The organism is Methylocystis iwaonis (genome assembly GCF_027925385.1).
Lineage (GTDB): Bacteria > Pseudomonadota > Alphaproteobacteria > Rhizobiales > Beijerinckiaceae > Methylocystis > Methylocystis iwaonis.
Window position 1 is genome coordinate 1,212,693 of sequence record NZ_AP027142.1, and the last position, 18,509, is coordinate 1,231,201.

The following is an 18,509-nucleotide window of genomic DNA, read 5'->3' on the forward strand; positions in this document are numbered from 1 at the left end:
AAGCCTTGCCGATTATCCTATTCCGCGAGACCTTAGCAATGGCTGATGGATGGGGTTCTCCTGCCGCACCTCACTTCAGAAAGACGTAAATGTCGACGTCGACGCTGGCGTCGTCGCTTTTGAAATCGGTCAGGTATTCCTCGATGATGAGGTCTTTGGTGTCGAGGCCCTTCTCATCGAGATAGGCGGCGATCGCCTCATAAGTGGCGTCGATTTCATCATAGGCGCCGCGATGCTGAAATTTGAGCGCTTTGCCGGCGGGAGACGCGCCGATCTCCACGCCCTCGGGGAGCTTCGCCTTGCCTTCCGGCGCGGCGGCGAGCGGTGCCATGGCCTCGAAGGAAAACCCCGCATCGTCGGTCTTGGTGAAAACGGCGATCGGCCGGCCGTTGGCCGTCAGCCCCGCCTTGGCGACGGCGCCGCTGAGCTTTTTCAGCGCGTCGGCGAGCGTCTTGGCGGCGTCCTCCCATTTGCCCTGCCCTTTCATCACGACCGCCGGACGCGCATCCACGTCGATGGTCTCGCTGATGACGGCGGGCGCGAGGTCGGGGGTCGCGGGCTTGGCCGCTTCGGCCTTGTCGTCGGGCTTGGTGGCCTCAGGGGTCGCGGGCGCCGTCGCGGCGCGCGAGGCGGGCGCCTCGTCTTCATCGGAGCCCGCCGGCAAGAAGCGCCTTTCAGCGAGAATGGCGGCGGACACGACGAGCAGCGTGAAAATCGCCAGCGCCCGCCAATGGGTGCGCAGGCTGTCGATCAGACCGGGTTCCTCGTCCATCCTCGAAGCGTCCTTTTGGAGATGCGGTCTCTCATGACCGCTTCTTGCGCGAAATTACGACGGGCGTCGGGCGGCGCAACTGTGGCGCTAGAGCGGCGCAGTCTCTATATACCGGGCGCGTCCCGATGGAAAAACCAATGCACCATCCGCTCGAAAATCTTCCGATCCTGCGCATGAACGGCGCCGGCAATGAAATCCTCGTGCTCGATCTGCGCGGGCTGACGCATGTGCTGGCGCCGCAGGAGGCCCGCGCCATCGCCGCCGCCCCCGGCTTGCGCTTCGACCAGCTCATGGCGCTGCACGACCCGCACGAGCCGGGCGACGACGCCTATATGCGCATCTACAATATCGACGGCTCGCTGTCGGGGGCCTGCGGCAATGGCACGCGCTGCGTGGCCTATGCGCTGGCGCGGGAAGGCAAGGAGCGGCTCTCGCTCGCAACCCAGGCCGGCCGCTTGGAGACGCGGCGCGAGGCCGAGACCGTCTTCACCGTCGACATGGGCCGCCCGAGGCTCGACTGGCGCGAGATTCCGCTCGCGCGTGCGGCCGACACAAGCGCTGTTGCGCTCGATCCGCCGGTCGCGGGCGCGCCGGCGCAATTCTCGGCCGTCAGCATGGGTAATCCCCATGCGATTTTTTTCGTCGTGGACGCCGCGGCGATTGCGCTCGAAGACCTCGGCGCGCGGCTCGAACATCACCCGCTTTTTCCCGAGCGCGCCAATATCTCCTTCGCGCAGATCGTCGCGCGCGATGATATTCTCCTGCGCGTCTGGGAGCGCGGCACGGGCGCGACCAAGGCCTGCGGCTCGGCCGCTTGCGCGACTCTGGTCGCATCGGTGCGCGCCGGTCTCACGGATAGACGCGCGCGCGTGCGGCTGCCCGGCGGCGACCTACATATCGAGTGGCGCGCCGACGATCATGTGATGATGACGGGGCCCGTCGAATTCGAATTCGAGACGCGCCTGACGTCGACGCTGTTCGAAGGCGCGGCGTGAGCGCGCGCTCGCCGAATGTCGAGGTTCTCACCTTCGGCTGTCGGCTGAATATGGTCGACTCCGAAGAGCTTGCGCGCCAGAGCGCGAGCGATACGGTGATCGTCAATACCTGCGCCGTCACCAATGAAGCCACGCGCCAGGCGCGGCAGGCGATCCGCCGCCTGCATCGCGAGCGCCCAGAGGCGCGCATCGTCGTCGCGGGCTGCGCGGCGCGCATCGATCCGCAGAGCTTCGAGACGATGGAAGGCGTTTCGCGGGTCATTGCCGAACAGCCCGAGAATCGCGCGCGCGCGGCGGAAGAAGGCACGCGCGGCTTTCTCGCCGTGCAGAACGGCTGCGATCACAGTTGCACTTTCTGCATCATCCCGCTCGGGCGCGGCGCCGCGCGCTCGGCGCCGCCGGACGAGATCATCGCGCAAGCGGGCGCGCTCGTGGACAGCGGCAAGCAGGAGATCGTGCTCACCGGCGTCGATCTCACGAGCTACGACGCAGATGGGTTGAAGCTCGGCGCACTCGTGCGAAGGCTGCTGCGCGAGCTGCCGGAGCTTGCGCGTCTACGCCTCTCGTCGATCGACTGCATTGAAGCGGACGACGATCTTTTGGTCGCGATGGGCGAGGAAGAGCGCCTTTGTCCGCATCTGCATCTTTCCCTACAGGCGGGCGACGATCTGATCCTGAAGCGCATGAAGCGCCGCCATTCGCGCGCCGACGCCATCCGTTTCTGCGACGCGTTGCGCAAGGCAAGGTCGGACGTCGTCTTCGGCGCCGATTTCATTGCCGGCTTTCCGACGGAAAGCGAAGAGATGTTCGCGCAGACGCTCGCGCTCGCCGAGGAATGCGGATTGACGCATCTGCACGTCTTTCCCTTCTCACCGCGCCCCGGCACGCCGGCGGCGCGCATGCCGCAGGTGGCGCGCGAGATCGCGAAGGAACGGGCGGCGCGCTTGCGCGAGGTCGGAGAAAGCGCGCTTGTGCGTCATCTCGATGCGCAGAAAGGAAAGACGCTGCGTTTCTTGACCGAGCGCGGCGGCGTGGCGCGGGCGGCGGATTTCACGCTGGCGCGCACGCCCGGCATAGAAGCGGGCCGAATGATCGATGCGCACGTTACCGGGCATGACGGGAAAGCGCTGAGCGCAATAACCAATTTTTCAGCGGCGAATTTGGAGCACAACCATGAGCGAGTGGCTGGACAATCTCATCCCGTTGAAGGTCCCGCCCCTCGAGCATGAGCAACTCGCGGGCTGGCGCCCAACGCGAAAGGCGGCCGAGGGCCTCGGGTGCCGCCTGCTCGCCGACCAGCGCATCGAGGTGGAGCCGGGCGTCTCGCTCTCGGCGGACGTCTATATCCCACGCACGCCCGGCCGCTATCCGGCGATTGTCCAATGCGCCGCCTATACGCGCGAGCTGCACACGGCCGGCGTTCCCACCGGCAGCAATGAGATCGGCTGCCCACCCGTCTTCACCGGTCGCGGATATGCGCAAGTGGTCGCCACACGCCGCGGCATGGGGCGCTCCAATGGCGAGGCGGGCGTCTTCCTCAACCCTCAAGATGTGGACGATATTGAACGCTGCATCGCCTGGGCCGCTGAGCAGCCCTGGTGCGACGGGCGCGTCGTTATGTTCGGCACGTCTTATTACGGCATGACGCAGCCTCTGGTGGCGGTACGCCGGCCGGAGGCGCTGAAGGCCTTCTTCTGCAATGAAATCTGCACGGATTATTTCCGCCACCTGCTGCACTTCGGCGGCGTCTTCAATCTGTTTTTCTGCAATCTCTGGATGGGCGCCAATTTCACGCCGGCGCTGTTTTCCCTGCGCGTTCCGCCGGTCGTTCGCGCGCTTTTGAGCCATGTCACGAACTCGCCGTTGAAGCGATTCTGGCAACCGTTTCTGATGAAACGCGCAGACGCCCTCTTTCGCAGCTTCATGGCGAAGACGCCGGCAAAACCCGTCCGCGAATGGTACGCCAACTGGATGCTCGACGCGAAGTCGCGCGAGACGAGCACGCTTGCGCCCGGCCCCTCGAAGGAGTTGGGCCGGATCGACATTCCTTTCGTCGTGGTGCAGAACCTCGGCTACTTCAATTTGCACCAATATGGCGCCTACGACCTTTTCCGGAACGCCGCGACGCCCCGTGACCGCAAATGGATGATCCTCGCGCCGCCGCGCTATGAGTTGCCAGTCTACGCCTGGCAAAATGAAGCGCTCGCCTTCTTCGACCATGTGCTCCATGGCGCCGACAATGGCTATGCCGGCCAGCCGCCGGTGCGCTACTGGCTGGAAGGAGCGGAGCGTTTCGAAGGCGCTGCGGATTTCCCCGTGCCGGGCGCAGTGGCGCGGCGCTTTTTTCTCGCCCCCAATGGGCCCGATGCAGCCACCCATCTGCTGACGGAAACCCCGCCAGAAAACGGCGGCGAAAGCCGTTGGGCCGCCGTGCCCCTGGGCCTACCGTTGCTCGGCGGCTTCGACGAGGTCGCGAACCAGATCCTCACCTTCGAATTGCCGATCGAGCGCGCGACGCGGCTTGCTGGCCCCGTGTCTCTGCATCTCTCCTTCAGCTCGAATGAAATCGATTCTTACGTCGTCGCCCGAGTGGGGCGCGTCGCGGCGGACGGCGGCTATCACTTGCTTTCGCTGGGCGCCATGAGCCCCGCGCGGCGCCTGCGGGATTCCGCGCGCGACACTGCCTGCGAGATCGTGCACAACACTTCGGCGCCCATGCCTCTCGAGCCGGGCGTCCCCGTCGACCTCGCCTTCAGCCTCACCCCCGGACCTACCGAGCTTCGACCGGGCGATCGGCTGCGGCTGGATCTCGCGAGCCGGCTGGACCTGCTGCGCAGAAATGTCAGTAACGGCTATGTGCATTTCGACTTGCCGGGGCCGCCCTATCTGGCGCGCAATACCTTGCACTATGGCGCGGGCAGCTACCTCACCTTGCAAGAAACCCCGGCGATCTAGGGAAGGCCCCCCAAAACGAAAAAACGGGGCCGCGATTGCGGCCCCGCTTCGAGCTTGTGTTTGGGGTTGTTTCTTAGAAGCCGGCCGTCTGGTCCGTCCCGCGCGTCGTCGAGCCGACGCCCGAACTCGGGCCCGCCTCTTCCCAATAGGGTTTCGAGCCGAAATGCTGATGCAGGCGCGACTCCCAGTCGCGATCCTTCCAGCTTTCCTCGCTGTATTCCGGCGCGCTCTGCAACTGGTCGGCCGTGACGTTGGTCACATAGCCGCCAAGATTGGTGTCGTATTTGAACGCCTTCCACGGCAGAGGATGCTCGCCTTCGCCAATCCCGAGAAACCCGCCAAAGGTCATGATCGCGTAGCGGATCACGCCGGAAACCTTGTCGATCATCAGATGGTCGATCTGGCCAATCTTGTTGCCGGAGGGATCATAGACGGCCGTGCCTTCGACATTTTCGCTCGAAATGAGATTATTGCCCTGTGTCGCCATTCCCATCGTCGCCTCCTGGAAGCCGTCGAACCCTTTGGTTCGTTGAGCCTTGAGAACAAATTGACGGCGCCAATGTTCCGCTCGTTGTTCAAGAATGCGTCGTCGCGCGCGGGCTCATCGCGAGCGCCGCGCTATCGCGGGACGGCAAAACAGTTTAAGGCAAGCCGAGCCTGTAACGCGGCGTTAATCAGGACAAGGAAATGAATTCGGAAATCACCGTCGGCTGGGAAGTCCTGGAGATCATCTGGATCAACATCCTGCTCTCCGGCGACAATGCGATCCTCATCGCCCTCGCCTGCCGGCAATTGCCGGTGACGCAAAGGCGCTGGGGCGTGTTTCTCGGCGCGCTCGGCGGCGTTCTCCTCCGCGTGATCTTCACGTTGCTCGTCGTGCAGATCATGAGCGTTCCGTTTCTGAAAGCCTTTGGCTCGCTACTGCTGCTCTTTGTCGCCGTAAAACTACTGATCGACGAAACAGAACATAGCGACGTCAAGGCGAAGCCCAATCTCATGGGCGCGGTGACCTCCATCATCATGGCCGACGCCGTGATGTCGCTCGACAATGTGCTGGCCATCGCCGCCGCCGCGCATGGGTCGACCTATCTCGTTGTTTTCGGCCTGGCGCTTTCGGTGCCGATCGTGATGTTCGGCGCGGGCTTCTTGCTCAAGGCGCTGGAGCGCTTTCCTGTTCTCGTCTGGGCGGGCGCAGGTTTGCTCGGTTGGGTCTCCGGCGAAATGGCGGCGTCCGATGCGGCCGTGATCGAGCGCCTCCACGGCGCCGACCACGCAACGATCGAACAGGCTTTGGCGATCGGCGGCGCGGCGTTCGTGCTTCTCGTCGCTTTTGCCGTGAAAGCCTATCGGCAATGGCGCGAGGACAAGCGCGATCAGGAAAAGCAAAAGGGCTGAGCCGCCGGCTCGCCCTCAGACTGCTTGACAAAGTGGCGATGACGCCCCGCATGCTTCGAGACGCCTGCTGCGCGGGCTCCTCACCTTAAGTATGAAATCCGTTTGATTGGTTCGCCGTCATTCCCGACGCTCGCTTGAGCGAGCGATCGGGAATCCAGAGCAAAGGCGGCTTATCGTGGCTCTGGATTCCCGATCGGGCCTTCGGCCCGTCGGGAATGACACGCCCCAACGCGAGCTGTTTAAACGGAAATGGTATAAGGCCTCTTCCTGAAGGCGCGAGCGACGTTCGTCTCGAAGGACGAGGCCCGCCTCGGAGGCTTGGCGCCAAACCGAGGGCTCGCCCTCGATTCAGCCCCTCAGGCCCTGCTTGGCGACCGGCTGCTGCGGATCGATTTGCAGGGCGCGCTGATAGGCTTCCTGCGCCTTGCCGCGATTGCCGCTCTTGTCATAGGCGACGCCGAGCCAGGCCCAGGCGAGCGCGCTCTTGTTGTCGACGTTCAGGGCGGCGTTGAAGTCCTCGATCGCCTTGTCATATTTGCCCAGGGCGACAAGGCTCTCGCCGCGCGCCTGATAGGGAGCGGCGGCGAAAGGATCGCGGTCGATGGCGTTGTCGAAATCGGTGACCGCGCGCGCATTGTCGCCGTTCTTCTGGTGGATCAGCCCGCGCGCGTGGAAGGCCTGCGCATTTTCGGGGTTGAGGCGGATCGCCGTGTCGAGATCGGAGCGCGCCAGATCGAGATTGCCCTGCGCGCGCAACAGATTGGCGCGGCCGATATAGGCCGGGGCGTGATTCGGGCTGACCTGGATGGCGTGGTCGAAATCGGCGCGGGCGAGATCGCTCTGCCCCATTTGCCGGTTTGCCAGGGCGCGATTGGTGAAGGCGGCGGCGTTGTTGGGGTCGAGCTTGATCGCCTGCGAGAAATCGGCGATCGCCTCCTGGAAACGACCGACGCGGGCATAGGCGACGCCGCGCGTATTATAGGCCTCGGCGCTCGATGGGTTGCGCCGGATGACCTCGGAAAGCGAATCGATATTCACCGAGGCGGCTTTGGGATCGGTGTCGGCGATCTCGGCGATGCCGCGCCCCGGCGGACGAATGCCCGTCGCCGTCTCGCATCCGGCGAGCGCCAGGGCGGCGAGCGCCGCGCCGCTCAAGAGCAAACTGCGGGAGAGAGGACACAAGCGAACCGACGTCGCCGTGAGGCGGAAGCTCATGCCTGAAAATCCTCTCGACCGTCTCTTATCTGGAACTTGGCCAATTCCTGCCGGACGCAGCTAAAAAAGCGTCTCGATATGGCAGGAATTCGACAGGCTCAGCGGCCGGTGGCCTTGGCCTTCACCGGCAGCAGGCCTTCGCGCTGCAGCTTCTTACGGGCGAGCTTGCGGGCGCGGCGAACGGCCTCGGCCTTCTCGCGGGCGCGCTTCTCGGAGGGCTTCTCATAGTGGCCGCGCAGCTTCATCTCGCGGAAGATGCCTTCGCGCTGCATCTTCTTCTTCAGCGCCTTCAGAGCCTGATCGACATTGTTGTCGCGAACGAGAACTTGCACGAAACCATCCTGCTGGTTGGGGCCGCCCGCGGGATTGCCGTGAGCCTGTCCGAAATGGGAATAGGTCTCCGGGCGCTGACGGAGCGCCTGACCCGTAAGCAGGGGACATAGCAGAGTTGGCGAGCGCTGTCCATGCCCGAGAAAAGCAAAATTGCGGTTAGAGCGCCTCGGGCAAATCGCGCCACGAACGCTGCGGAACTCCTCTCTCCCGCATGCGGGAGAGGGTGGCCCCTGCGTGAGCAGGGGTCGGGTGAGGGCCGCCCTCATCCGACCCTCGCTGACGCGAGGGCCACCTTCTCCCGCTCGCGTCGCTTTGCGGGAGAGGGGACGCTCACGATCAGCTTTGCTGATGAAGGCCACAATTCTTCCCCCTCTCCCGCGATAGCCCGTCGAAAGACGGGCGTCTTTCAGACGCCCTATGGCGGCCTACGGGAGTCGCACAAGTCTCGCGATGGTCCAGCCACGCCTGATGGCGTCGTATTCCACGAGGCCGTCATACATGGTTTTGGGGCCGGGCGGCTTGTAGCCGCCGCCGACGTAGCCGGACCAGCCGCCGAGGCGGCCGATTACCCAGGCGGCGCGCGCCAGCGTGCCCTTGGCGTGTGGGTTTTTCTGCTTCTCGGTCTTGCCTTCGAGCTTCGCCGTCAAGGCTTCGATCAAAGGCGCGTCGGCTTCCTCGAAGGCGTCGGCGAGCGTCTGCCCCGTGGCTCCGTCGCGCGCCTGCACCAGTTGCAGCACGCGCGCGGCCGCAATCATCGCCGCCACGGTGAGTTTCGCCAGCGGCTCCATCTCGATGATCTGGCTCTCCTCCACCCGCAGGCATTGGCCCTTCAAGGTGCGAAACATCTGCTCGATCAGCCAGCGCCGGCGATACCAGAACACCATGCGCCGCGCGTCCTCGACGGAGTCGACCGCATGCGTCGTCGACAGCAGCCAATGCACGGGAGCCTCGCCCGCAGGCGGATCGATCTCCCGCACGTCGACGAGGGAAAGCGTCACGCTCGGCGCCAACGCCTTGTCGGCGGTCAGCGGGCGCGCGATCGCGGCTTTGCCGAAGCTCAACGAAACGACCGCCTTGCGCGCCGCCCGGGCGCCCTTGGCCGGAACCTCGATCTCGTAGCGCATCGCCTCCGGCAGGGCGCGCGCAAAGGCGAACAGCCGGGAGCCGTTCGCCAGCGCGCGGTCCTGCGCCACGCGCGTCAGAAGATGCACATTGGCGGGGCGGCGGGCGAATTCGTCGTAGATGTCGCTTTCCCGGTCGGCGACGACGGTGATCTCCTCGGCCGCGCCGAGAACCGCGCCCGCCGTCTGCGCGCCGGCGAGCCAACGGCGCGACTCTTTCTCATCCGGCCCGCGCTTGCGCCGATCGGTCGCCGCGCCGTCCGTCCGGTTGATCACGCTCGCGCCGGCGAGCCCGATGATCCCGCCCGTCAGCGCATCGACGACGAGCTGCGGGTGAATGAAAAAGCCGATGTCCGCGCCGTTGCCGACCGTGCCGAAGCCGCGCTTGCTCGCCGCGTGCCCCGAGAAATTCAGCTCGCTCGTGTCCTGCAGGACGAGGAGCTTGCGCCCCGCGACGCGCCCGCCCGTCTGCGCGGCGGCCGTCGCCAGCATCTCCTCTTTCGTCACGCTCGGGTTGCGCAAGAAGCGCCCGAACCGCACCTCGCCAGCGCGGGAGCCGCCGAGTTTGCGCAGGCAGCAGCGCTTCTTCTCGACCAGCGCCGACAGAAAATCGCGCCCCCTTTTTTGAGCCGTTCGTCGCCGAACGACCCGAGTTCGCCGAGCCAAGCCATCCTCGATCCCTCCCGATTCATCACCAGAAAGGAATCAAACCAAGCCCGCCCCCGCAAGCCCAGACTTGTGTGCATGCGGTAGCTATGGCGGGGGGGAGGGTCGGGGAGGGGGCGTATCAGCGGTATGAACCGGCGAGATAGCTGACAGATTGGACCGGGAGCATTCCTGACAGTCAAGTTCGTGTCTTCGAGAGGAGATGCGGGCGATGCCTATCAGGGAGCGCGCGGCGGTGGAAGAGCGGATCGCTTTGTTTCGGGATTTCGACACGGGGGTCTTCACCGTGTCGGAGTTGTGCCGGCTTTACGGCGTGAGCCGCGAGACATTCTACGTTTGGAAACGCCGGCGCGAGAGCGGCGAGGCGCGCTGGTTCGAGGAGCGGAGCCGGGCGCCGTTGCGTGCGCCGCAGGCGGCGACGGCCGAGACAATCGCCAGGATCCTGGATCTGCGCCGCCGCTTTCCGCACTTTGGGCCAAAGAAGATCAGGGCGCGCCTCTTGCTCGGCGCCCCCGAAACAGCGTGGCCCGCGGCGTCGACCATCGGCGATATCTTGAAGCGTGAGGGCCTGATCGCAGCAAAGCCGCGGTGTCGCCGCCCGGTCGGCCGAGGCGAGATCATCGCCGGCTCGGATGCGCCCAACGGCGAATGGGCGATGGACTTCAAGGGCTGGTTTCGCACGCGCGATGGCCGACGCATCGATCCGCTGACGGTTTCCGACACGGCGAGCCGCTACCTCGTCGACGTTCGGATCACGCCGCCGACGCATGATGGGGTCAAGGGCGCGCTATTGCGCATTTTCAGCGACATCGGCCTGCCGGCCGCTCCGACAATGGCGCGCCCTTCGGCGCGACGGGCGCCGGTGGACTTTCGCGGCTTTCGGTCTGGCTTTTGAAGCTCGGCGTGGAGCCGCGTTTCATCCCGCCGGCCGCGCCGCAGCACAACGGCCGGCACGAACGCATGCATCGCACCTTGAAGGATGAAACGGCGAAGTCCCCAGCGAGCGACAGGATGGAGCAGCAGGCGCGTTTCGATGCGTTCCGGCGCAGCTACAACGAGGAGCGTCCGCATGAGGCGCTCGAACAGACGACGCCGGCAAGTCATTGGTCGCGGCCGGGACGGCTCCTGCCGGAAAGGATCGACGAGCCCTGGTACGACGCGGACCATGAGGTCCGCCGGGTCCGCTCCGAGGGATCGATCAAATGGCGCGGCGAGACCGTGTTCATCGGCGAGGCTCTGGCCGGAGAGCTGGTCGGCCTCGCGGAGCTGGAAGACGGCGGCCATATCGTCCGCTTCATCGGCCGCGATCTCGGCGTCATTGATCCTGCGCTGCGTTTCCACCGCTTCGCTCCGCCGCGCGCGCGGCTGCGCTCAGCAGTGGAAACGCAGCGCAAACCAGAGTAGCAATTCTGTCAGGGATGTTGCCGGTCCAAACTGTCAGGAGAGTTGCCGGTCGTTCAAGCGCCACATCCCATAGAAATGGTTCGGCGGCCCACGCCCCTCGCCCAGTTCCAGCCCGTCCGCCGCTTCCAGCGCCCCCTCGAGCCACACCTTCGCCGCCGCAATGGCGTCGATGAGCGGTTCGCCCTTGGCGAGGCCGGCGGCGATGGCGGAGGAGAGCGCGCAGCCGGTGCCATGGGTGTGCCGGGTCGCGACGCGGCGGCCATGGAAGAGGCGGGTTTCGCCGTCGGCGACAAGCACGTCGACCGGCTCGCCGGAGAGATCGCCACCCTTCACCAGCGCCGCCTTGGCGCCGGCGTCGACCAGCATGCGGCCTTGCGCGATCATTTGGTCGGTTGTGCGGGCAAGCGGCGTCTCGGAAAGAGCCGAGGCCTCGAAGATATTGGGCGTCACGAGCCGGGCAAGCGGCAGCAGCGTCGTCATCAGCGCGCGCTCCAGCCCCGCGGCGGCAAGGCTCGCGCCTTGCGTCGGGATCAGCACGGGGTCGAGCACGACATTGCGCGGCGCGGCGCCCAGCGCCCCGGCGATCGCCGCCGCGATCTCAGGCGTCGCGACCATGCCGATCTTGACGGCGTCGGGCGGGATGTCGGCCATCACCGCGGCGATCTGCGCCGCGACGATGTCGGGCGCGACCGGGAAGGCGGCGACCACGCCCCGCGTATTTTGCGCGGTGAGCGCGGTGATCGCCGCCATGCCGTAGCAGCCGAAGGCGGAAAAGGTTTTCAGATCCGCCTGTATGCCGGCGCCGCCAGAGGGGTCCGAGCCGGCGATCGAGAGGAGCTTGCGCGTTTTGTTCAAATCCCGCTTGCTCCTTTCGCGTCTCAGCTATGTAATTCGCGCCCGCCGGGCCAGGCGGGCTCCTTCTTCTCTTCGTAGTCGCTATAGGCCTTTTTGAGCCCGCTCAACACTTCGGCCGAGGTTTCGAACATGGCCTTGAGTTGCGGCTCGTCGACCTTCTCGATGTCCTCGTGCAGGCGGTTGATCGTCTCCTGGAGATAGGCGGCCATCTGGCGGATATGCTGGTGAGGATCGCTTTCGGCTTTGTTGGTCATGGACGTGGCTCTTTGGCGGGGTGGCTCTTGGGCGCCGGTTCATCGGGGTAACACTTAAACCCGAAGGGAGCGGGGGCGTTCCGCGATGGAGGGCTGAGAGGGGCAAACCGCATGAGCAAGGCGCCGCGCAACGCCCGCTCTTTCGAGACGATCGACATCGCGGACCTGCGCCGGCTGGCGGATATTGCGCGCGAGCGGATCGAACAGGCGTTCGTCGCGCATCCGGCCAAACGCGCGCTCTACGACGGCCATCTTCTCGCAATCTGCCTCTGCCAGGGCGCCGCCGATCACTTCCTCGCCCCCGCGGCGAGCGACGGGGTGCAAGACTTCGACATGTGGGCGTTCTTCCGGCGGCGGCCCGGCGCGCGGCTGTGGAACCGCAAGCCCTTCACGGCGGATTTCGGTCCGTCGAGATTTGGGCGCAGCCTGCTTGATCCAGCCAAATATATAGGTCGGCGCGTGGATGTGCTCTGGCGCTGCATCCCCGCCGAGCCGGACGAGGATACGCGGGCGGCCCTCGGCCGCTATTTCGCGGAGCCGCGCACAGCAAGCGCCAGGGCGCTAAGATTGAAGGCGGCGGTTTTGGCGTGGCCGGTGGAGCGCGCGGGGGATATCATCTGGCGGCCGGACTCTTAGTTTGAGCGGGCACGTCATTAAAGGCCGAAAAGCGCCAGGAGCGGACGTTGATTGCCGACCTGGTTCCGGACACAATGGGTTCGTGACAGTTCAAACCACGTAAGTTCGCGCTGGCGGTCCGCCACGGTTCGGCGTCGAATTAAAGGGCTAGTAGCGTAGGAGTGATTAGAAGCAATCATCGCGCTCGTCGGCGACCAATCGGCCCCCGGGACGCAATTGTCCTGTAGGTGCGATTGACGATCCGTGGCAACTTGCTCAACACTTCGCAGGTCAAGAGGCGAAAGTTGAAATGGTGACTTCGGACACTGGGATGCCGCCGGCGGAGTTGTTCCGGGTGGTGTTTGCCGATACCCACTTTCCGCTCCTCAGCGCGGACACCGTCGCCTTGGCCGCGTTCCTGGCCAATCCCCGCGCAGCGGAGGGTTGTCATCTCATCCTGGACTTCCCCTCGGTGCAACCTGATCGGCGCGGTGCGGTGTTGAACGCCATCAGGGGCCTGATATCGCGCATCGACCTCAATGATCAATCCATCGCGCTGCTGTGTGGCTCAACCGCCGTGCGCAACACACCGGCCGCTCTTGCCGGGATCGAGGCCTTGTTTGGTCCTGGCGTCAAGCCCTACCTCATCCGGCAGATTGGACCAACGGCGCTCCGCTGGGACGAAACCTCGCCCTGGCCAGCCGCCTATCGTCACTTCCTGGGCCACCTTCGGACTTTGGTCGAAGGCTATGCCTTGCTGATAGCCCGTCGCCGCGAAGAGCTTCACGCCGGCATGGCGGCCCAAGGCTTCGCCGATCCGAACCTGCACGTGCTCGACCACTCCTCGCGCGTATTGCCGACGCGATTTCATTATGCCGCGGCTTCGCTGGGGGCCTGGGGCGGCGGCGCGCGGAACGTGCAGTTCTTCAGCCAATATGCCACGAGCCCGCAGATTGCGAACCCCAAGGTCAATCAGGACTACGCGGACCGCGTCGGTTACGACGCTGACGACGCCAAGGCCTTGACTGATAGCGGCATCGTCGTTGTGCCGATCTCCCTGGCCGCGCCACTGCAGCAGGCTCAGGGAGATTTCACCCATTTCGGCGGCCTGTCGGTCGACGAGTTCAACGCCGTCAACCTGCCTGACCGGGCTATTCTCGGGACCGGCCCACGAGGACCCGACGTCCTGCCGGGCTTGATCGTGGACACGAACTATCGCACCCCGTTCTGGGCCCGGCGCTTCGGCAACCAAGCGCTGCTCGGCGGCGAGGATGTGCTTCGAGACCACTACACGGACTTCTACGCGAACACTGTTCATGCTGGCCTGATCCGGTGCAAGCACTACTGCGCGCCGATCATCGAGGTTGGGTCGGAAATGGAATTGCGTAACATCGCAGCTGCCATTCCGAAGCGGAGTGATGAAGGGGTGTTCTATCGCGGCCAGGGAATGCTCTACCCCTTGCAGCGCCACTCAAAGATTCAGCGCCTTCTATTCGGCGCCAACGCGCGGCCGGAACCATCCTTGGTGACATCGGCGGCACGTAAGCGCTTCGACTACGACTCGCTGCACTTTGCGCTGCGCCACTTCCTGGAGGCGGAGCTGTTCGGCGCCCGCGGCGCAGACGCCGAAGACGAAGCGGACTATCGCGCCTGGGTCGAGGAGTCGGGGCGGCTGACCTGCGACATCGACTACGCGATCATGGCGCTCGCCCAGCATTATGGACTGCCGAGCCACGGGCTGGATGTCACCACTGACATCGACATCGCGCTCTGGTTCGCGACAAATAAGTGGTCAGGTGGACCGCCGGCCACATACACGGCCATGGCCCCAGGAGACTGGGAACGCGAGCCGCAGAAGTGGCCCGTCATCTTCGCCTGCCAGCAAATCACTCACTCAACGGGCATGTCGCTGCAGGGCTGTCGTGAGCTCAATGCTTTCGGATTAGGCGCGCTCCGTCCCCTACGCCAGAAAGCTAGCTTCTTCCTGGGCGGACATGGTGACCATCAGAACCGGCTGGGCGAGGCCGTGGTCTGCGCTTTTCGTTTGAAGCCTGGCGATTGGCCTACCAAGGCCACCTTCGACGAACTCTTCCCGCCGCCCCACGAAGATCCCGCTTACGCCGCCATGTTGCGCTTTTCCGAGCTTCCGCAGTTCAGATCAATTGGCGCTGATCAGGTGGCTCGCTATCATTAGCCTCCTTATGTGATCGGCGCTGGAGGGGCTCCTCACGCCAATCGGCGCAGCAAGCGCGGTCACCGGCGGTTCCAGGAGCCGGACTGAGTCGCCGTGCATCGCGATCTCAAGCGCAAGCGCGTTACCCTGGATTCGATCACATGCCCCGGAACCGCCAGAAGCAGACATGCGTGAGGTCGGATATGGGTCAAAAGCGGTCTCACCCCACCTGCTCTCACCCGCCTCAGTCGCGCAAACCAAGCGTTCGATTTCCCCGCTACCCCTTCGGCAGCGTCAGCAGGCCCGCGTCGCCGCTTTCCGATCCGAACAGCAGGCGCGCGCCTTTGGCGTCCCAGGCCAGCGTGCTGATGCGGGCGTTCTTAGCCTCTTGCGCCGGGCGCCGCACGAGGATTTCCGAACCGTCCGTCACGCGCGCGAGCAGCGCCATCCCGTCCTCGTAGCCGATCGCGACGACCAGCGCGCCGGGATGGAAGGCGACGCGCGTCACCGGCACATTCGTGCGCACGCCGCATTCGCGCGGGCTTTGGCCCATCGGTCCGTCCTTGCCCGAGAAGGGCCAGAGGATGCAGGCGTCGGCGCCCGAGGTGGCGAGCCATTTTCCGTCGAAGGACCAGGAAAAGCTGCGGGTTTTGCCGGGATAGCCCGCCATGCGCATATGTTTGGCGTCGGCGATGCGCCAGCCGTGCAGCGTGTTCTCCTGCATGGAGGTGACGAGGAAGCGCCCGTCGGGCGAGATCGTCGTATCGAGATGCGAGCCGCTCCAGGAGAGGACCTCGGGCTTGCCGGCATTGGGGAACCACAACGTCGCGCCATTGTAATGGGCGGCGGCGAGGCGGTAGCCCTTGGGGAAGAAGGCGAGGCCCCGGCAGGTCGAGGGCAGATCGATCGATTTGACCTCCCCCTTGGCCGAGCGGGCGCGGGCGTTGCGGCCGGCCGACCATGCGATGGCGCCTTCGTGCAGGGCGAGCGCGTCGATCCATTTGCCGTTCTCATCGGCGACGGTCTCGAGCGCGCCATTGGCGTCGATCGCGACCACGCGGCCGTCGTCGCCGCCGGTCACGAGGCGCCGGCCGTCGCGCGCCGCCACCAGAATGGCGGCGTCCGGATGCGCCGGGACCCTGCGGCCTTCCTCGGCGTCGCCGAGAAAAATATTTCCGTCAGCCAGCGCGAAAGCGGGCGTATCGCCGAGCCAGGCCCCTGCGACGATGGATTCGCCGAGCGCGAGCGGCTCGACCGCGGAGGTCAGCGACGGATATTCAGCCAAGGAAAAACTCTTTCGTCAGACGGCGTCGTCAGCCGGGCGCGCGCCAAGGCCGATCGGCAGGACCGGGCGGCGCTTGCGGAATTGACCGCGCATTACCAGAGCGAAGGCGATGGCGTCGAGCCCCGCGAGCGTCAGCCACCAGAGCTGCTCGGCGGCCGGCCCCAGCAGGCAGATGACGAAGCTTGCGGTCAAGCCCCCGAGTAGGAAAGGCGCAAGCGCCGCGCGCGCCCGGCCGACGGCGAGGCTCGCGCGGGCGAGGGCAAGGGCGAGGGCCGCCGCGCCCAGCGCGCCGAGATCGAACCAGATCTGGAAGATCAGGCTGCGCGGGGTCGTCGGCGGCAGATAGCCGCCGAGCACGCCCCAGGTCGCCGCGCCGAAACCGTGGCCGAGGAGCGTGCGCGGCCCGTCGCTGGCGATCATCCGGCCCCAGAAGGCGAGGTGCTTGAAGAATTCGGGCGAATGTTCCGGCCAAACGACCTGCGTCGCGAGCGCCGCCAAAGGCGCGACCAGCACAACCGCCGCCATCAAGCCAGCGAGCGCGAGCGATGCGGCCCGCGCCCGGCCGAAGGCGAAGCCGAAAACGATCCCGCCGCCGACCAGGGCCGGCAGCGCGTTCGGCGCGCCCGCGAGGAAGCAGGCGAGGAAGGTGGCGAGCCCCAAACCGCCGGCCATGACCCAGCGGCCACGCACGGCGAGGGCGCCCATCGCCGGCCAGACCAGCAGCGCGAGGCCGAGACCAGCGCGCCCGAGCGGGCTCACGTCGAGAATATCCTCGACCGAATATTTCGGCGCGGTCAGCAAAGTGATGGCGACGAGCGCGACCGCGGAGGCGGCGACGCCGATCGGCAACAGATTGAGATTGGAGGTCTTGGTGCGCAGCGGCATGAAGCTCGCCGCGGCCGCGACGAGCGCCATGGTCGCCGCCGCCTTGCCGAAGCGTTCGGCCGGCCCCTCGAAAGGCGTCCAGACAAGCGACACGCCCGCCCAAAATGCGAGAAGCAGCGCCGCCCAGACCGGCGGCGAGGCCAGAAGCGCCTTCAGCGAGCTTCCAGAATAATTGTTGCTGGAGAGCAGGGCGGAGGCGAGGAGCAGCGCCGCGCCGACTGGCAGCAGGATATAGACCGTCTGCCGCGCGAGGATCGGCGCGAGCAGCGAGATCACGAAGAGCATGAATACGCCGATCCGGAGCAGAAGGCGCGCGGCCTCCTCGGATGGGTCGTCTGCAGGTCCGCGTGAGAAACTGGTCATGGCGCCGGCTGGCTCGATCGGGTCTTTATCTTCTTCAGATTAGATCGAAATGCTGATCGGCAAGTGTGCTGCATCGCACGAAATTGATCCTAGGGGCTACTTTTTTCCAAAGTGTGTCACTTTTGCCCATTCGTCGCGGACGCTCTCGTCGCGCTCGGAGGCGTAGAGCTGCCGCAATGCAACGAGACGTTGTGGCGCGAGCTTGGCGAGAGCCCAGACGGCGGCGCCGCGGACGAGCGAATCGGGGTCTGCGAGGAGCCGCTCGGCTCGAATCGCGAGCGCGGCCGCGCCGCTGTTGCCGATGGCGATGAGAACATTGCGGATGAAGCGCGCCCGGCCGATGCGCTTGATCGGCGAGCCGGAGAAGAGGGCGCGAAAGCCCGCGTCGTCGAGCTGCGCGAGTTCGGCGAGGGCGGGGCTTTCCAAATCGGGCCGGGCGGCGAGCTTCGCCTCGCGCGCGACCCGGGCGAATTTGTTCCAGGGGCAGGCGGCGAGGCAATCGTCGCAGCCGTAAATCCGGTTGCCGATCGCCTCCCGGAGCGCATGGGGAATCGGGCCTTTGTGCTCGATCGTAAGGTAGGAGACGCAGCGGCGCGCGTCGAGCTGGTAGGGCCCGGTGAAGGCGCCCGTCGGGCAGGCGTCGAGGCAGTTGCGGCAGGAGCCGCAATGGTCGCGCTCGGGCGCGTCGGGCGTAAGCGCCAGATCGGTGAAGATTGCGCCGAGAAAGAGCCAGGAGCCGAAATCGCGGGAGACGAGGTTGGTGTGCTTGCCCTGCCAGCCGAGCCCCGCCTGTTGCGCGAGCGGCTTCTCCATGACCGGGGCGGTGTCGACGAAGACTTTGACGTCGCCGCCTCCGGCGCGCTTGAGCATGAAGGCGGCGAGCTGTTTCAGACGCCCTTTGACGATGTCGTGATAGTCGCGGTGGCGCGCATAGACCGAGATCGCGCCGGCCTCGCGGTTGGCGAGCGCGGCGAGGGAATCGACCGAGGGGCCGTAATTGAGGCCGAGCATGACGACGCTCTTCGCCTCGGGCCATAGCGCTTTCGGGGAGACGCGGCGGTCGGCGGTCTCCGCCATCCAACCCATGTCGCCATGCGCGCCGGATTCGAGCCATGCGCGCAGGCGTTCGGCCAATAGCGGATCAGCCTCTGCGGTGGTGAAGCGGCAGGCGTCGAATCCGAGGCTGAGGGCGTGGGCGCGGATCGCGCTCTCGGTTGTCATAC

At 65.7% G+C, this 18,509-nt stretch carries 17 protein-coding genes and 1 pseudogene; 8 read left to right on the forward strand and 10 right to left on the reverse strand.

Translation table 11 applies throughout. From position 1 onward, the window contains the following. Positions 1-70 precede the first annotated feature (70 nt). Positions 71-772, reverse strand: a complete 702-nt coding sequence (locus QMG84_RS05840; RefSeq protein WP_281931117.1) for a GyrI-like domain-containing protein — start codon at positions 770-772, stop codon at positions 71-73. Between the two features lie 137 nt (positions 773-909). On the opposite strand from QMG84_RS05840, the gene dapF reads away from it, so the two are divergent. Genes dapF through QMG84_RS05855 form a run of 3 tightly spaced genes read left to right on the forward strand, consistent with a single transcriptional unit; the run spans position 910 to position 4,722 of the window. Further along, positions 910-1,767, forward strand: a complete 858-nt coding sequence (dapF, locus tag QMG84_RS05845) for a diaminopimelate epimerase (protein WP_281931924.1) — start codon at positions 910-912, stop codon at positions 1,765-1,767. Between the two features lie 50 nt (positions 1,768-1,817). Continuing rightward, positions 1,818-2,996: a MiaB/RimO family radical SAM methylthiotransferase gene (locus QMG84_RS05850; RefSeq protein ID WP_434085986.1), complete on the forward strand. Its 1,179-nt coding sequence runs from the start codon at positions 1,818-1,820 to the stop codon at positions 2,994-2,996. Then, positions 2,941-4,722 (forward strand): CocE/NonD family hydrolase, encoded by a 1,782-nt coding sequence (locus QMG84_RS05855; RefSeq protein WP_281931119.1) that lies wholly within the window; start codon positions 2,941-2,943, stop codon positions 4,720-4,722. Before QMG84_RS05850 ends, QMG84_RS05855 begins: the two co-directional genes overlap by 56 nt. A gap of 73 nt (positions 4,723-4,795) precedes the next feature. On the opposite strand, the gene QMG84_RS05860 is transcribed toward QMG84_RS05855, so the two are convergent. Continuing rightward, positions 4,796-5,215, reverse strand: a complete 420-nt coding sequence (locus QMG84_RS05860; RefSeq protein WP_434085975.1) for a PRC-barrel domain-containing protein — start codon at positions 5,213-5,215, stop codon at positions 4,796-4,798. Between the two features lie 194 nt (positions 5,216-5,409). Between QMG84_RS05860 and QMG84_RS05865 the strand changes: the two genes are divergently transcribed. Continuing rightward, entirely contained in the window at positions 5,410-6,117 is a 708-nt protein-coding gene (locus tag QMG84_RS05865) for a TerC family protein (protein WP_281931121.1), read from the forward strand. A gap of 348 nt (positions 6,118-6,465) precedes the next feature. Here the strand turns inward: QMG84_RS05865 and QMG84_RS05870 are convergent, their stop codons facing one another. The 3 genes and pseudogenes from QMG84_RS05870 to QMG84_RS05880 form a co-directional block, all read right to left on the reverse strand. Next, positions 6,466-7,332, reverse strand: coding sequence for a tetratricopeptide repeat protein (locus QMG84_RS05870; RefSeq protein WP_281931123.1), 867 nt, complete (start codon positions 7,330-7,332; stop codon positions 6,466-6,468). 113 nt (positions 7,333-7,445) lie between these two features. Then, positions 7,446-7,664: pseudogene (gene rpsU, locus QMG84_RS05875) on the reverse strand (30S ribosomal protein S21); the annotation flags it as partial. A 426-nt stretch (positions 7,665-8,090) separates the two neighbouring features. Further along, complete coding sequence (locus QMG84_RS05880; protein WP_281929448.1) at positions 8,091-9,452, reverse strand: IS4 family transposase; 1,362 nt, start codon at positions 9,450-9,452, stop codon at positions 8,091-8,093. A 211-nt stretch (positions 9,453-9,663) separates the two neighbouring features. Between QMG84_RS05880 and QMG84_RS05885 the strand changes: the two genes are divergently transcribed. Continuing rightward, positions 9,664-10,347: a helix-turn-helix domain-containing protein gene (locus QMG84_RS05885; RefSeq protein ID WP_281930871.1), complete on the forward strand. Its 684-nt coding sequence runs from the start codon at positions 9,664-9,666 to the stop codon at positions 10,345-10,347. 8 nt (positions 10,348-10,355) lie between these two features. Beyond that, entirely contained in the window at positions 10,356-10,856 is a 501-nt protein-coding gene (locus tag QMG84_RS05890; RefSeq protein WP_281930873.1) for an integrase core domain-containing protein, read from the forward strand. 33 nt (positions 10,857-10,889) lie between these two features. Here the strand turns inward: QMG84_RS05890 and thiD are convergent, their stop codons facing one another. Together thiD and QMG84_RS05900 are read right to left on the reverse strand one after the other, a co-directional pair. Continuing rightward, entirely contained in the window at positions 10,890-11,711 is an 822-nt protein-coding gene (gene thiD, locus QMG84_RS05895; protein WP_281931124.1) for a bifunctional hydroxymethylpyrimidine kinase/phosphomethylpyrimidine kinase, read from the reverse strand. Positions 11,712-11,734: 23 nt separating this feature from the next. Beyond that, positions 11,735-11,965 (reverse strand): hypothetical protein, encoded by a 231-nt coding sequence (locus QMG84_RS05900; protein ID WP_202073873.1) that lies wholly within the window; start codon positions 11,963-11,965, stop codon positions 11,735-11,737. A 111-nt stretch (positions 11,966-12,076) separates the two neighbouring features. Between QMG84_RS05900 and QMG84_RS05905 the strand changes: the two genes are divergently transcribed. After that, a complete protein-coding gene (locus QMG84_RS05905; RefSeq protein WP_281931125.1) occupies positions 12,077-12,601 on the forward strand; it encodes a hypothetical protein in 525 nt (174 codons plus the stop codon). A 289-nt stretch (positions 12,602-12,890) separates the two neighbouring features. Then, positions 12,891-14,774 (forward strand): FRG domain-containing protein, encoded by a 1,884-nt coding sequence (locus QMG84_RS05910; RefSeq protein WP_281931126.1) that lies wholly within the window; start codon positions 12,891-12,893, stop codon positions 14,772-14,774. 256 nt (positions 14,775-15,030) lie between these two features. Here QMG84_RS05910 and QMG84_RS05915 read toward each other — a convergent pair whose 3' ends face one another. From QMG84_RS05915 to queG, 3 genes are all read right to left on the reverse strand, one after another. Continuing rightward, the gene (locus tag QMG84_RS05915; RefSeq protein WP_281931127.1) at positions 15,031-16,038 is read right to left on the reverse strand and encodes a WD40 repeat domain-containing protein; all 1,008 of its coding nucleotides are present in this window, start codon (positions 16,036-16,038) and stop codon (positions 15,031-15,033) included. Positions 16,039-16,053: 15 nt separating this feature from the next. Further along, positions 16,054-17,286, reverse strand: coding sequence for a hypothetical protein (locus QMG84_RS05920; RefSeq protein ID WP_281931128.1), 1,233 nt, complete (start codon positions 17,284-17,286; stop codon positions 16,054-16,056). Positions 17,287-17,382: 96 nt separating this feature from the next. Further along, on the reverse strand, positions 17,383-18,507 hold the full coding sequence (queG, locus tag QMG84_RS05925; RefSeq protein ID WP_281931129.1) for a tRNA epoxyqueuosine(34) reductase QueG: 1,125 nt from the start codon (positions 18,505-18,507) through the stop codon (positions 17,383-17,385). Between the last annotated feature and the right edge of the window lie 2 nt (positions 18,508-18,509).

Coding starts and splice junctions, on each gene's coding strand:
- QMG84_RS05840 (WP_281931117.1), bottom strand. CDS start 772: ATGGACGAGGAACCCGGTCTGATCGACAGCCTGCGCACCCATTGGCGG.
- dapF (WP_281931924.1), top strand. CDS start 910: ATGCACCATCCGCTCGAAAATCTTCCGATCCTGCGCATGAACGGCGCC.
- QMG84_RS05850 (WP_434085986.1), top strand. CDS start 1,818: ATGGTCGACTCCGAAGAGCTTGCGCGCCAGAGCGCGAGCGATACGGTG.
- QMG84_RS05855 (WP_281931119.1), top strand. CDS start 2,941: ATGAGCGAGTGGCTGGACAATCTCATCCCGTTGAAGGTCCCGCCCCTC.
- QMG84_RS05860 (WP_434085975.1), bottom strand. CDS start 5,215: ATGGGAATGGCGACACAGGGCAATAATCTCATTTCGAGCGAAAATGTC.
- QMG84_RS05865 (WP_281931121.1), top strand. CDS start 5,410: ATGAATTCGGAAATCACCGTCGGCTGGGAAGTCCTGGAGATCATCTGG.
- QMG84_RS05870 (WP_281931123.1), bottom strand. CDS start 7,332: ATGAGCTTCCGCCTCACGGCGACGTCGGTTCGCTTGTGTCCTCTCTCC.
- QMG84_RS05885 (WP_281930871.1), top strand. CDS start 9,664: ATGCCTATCAGGGAGCGCGCGGCGGTGGAAGAGCGGATCGCTTTGTTT.
- QMG84_RS05900 (WP_202073873.1), bottom strand. CDS start 11,965: ATGACCAACAAAGCCGAAAGCGATCCTCACCAGCATATCCGCCAGATG.
- QMG84_RS05905 (WP_281931125.1), top strand. CDS start 12,077: ATGAGCAAGGCGCCGCGCAACGCCCGCTCTTTCGAGACGATCGACATC.
- QMG84_RS05910 (WP_281931126.1), top strand. CDS start 12,891: ATGGTGACTTCGGACACTGGGATGCCGCCGGCGGAGTTGTTCCGGGTG.
- QMG84_RS05920 (WP_281931128.1), bottom strand. CDS start 17,286: ATGACCAGTTTCTCACGCGGACCTGCAGACGACCCATCCGAGGAGGCC.
- queG (WP_281931129.1), bottom strand. CDS start 18,507: ATGACAACCGAGAGCGCGATCCGCGCCCACGCCCTCAGCCTCGGATTC.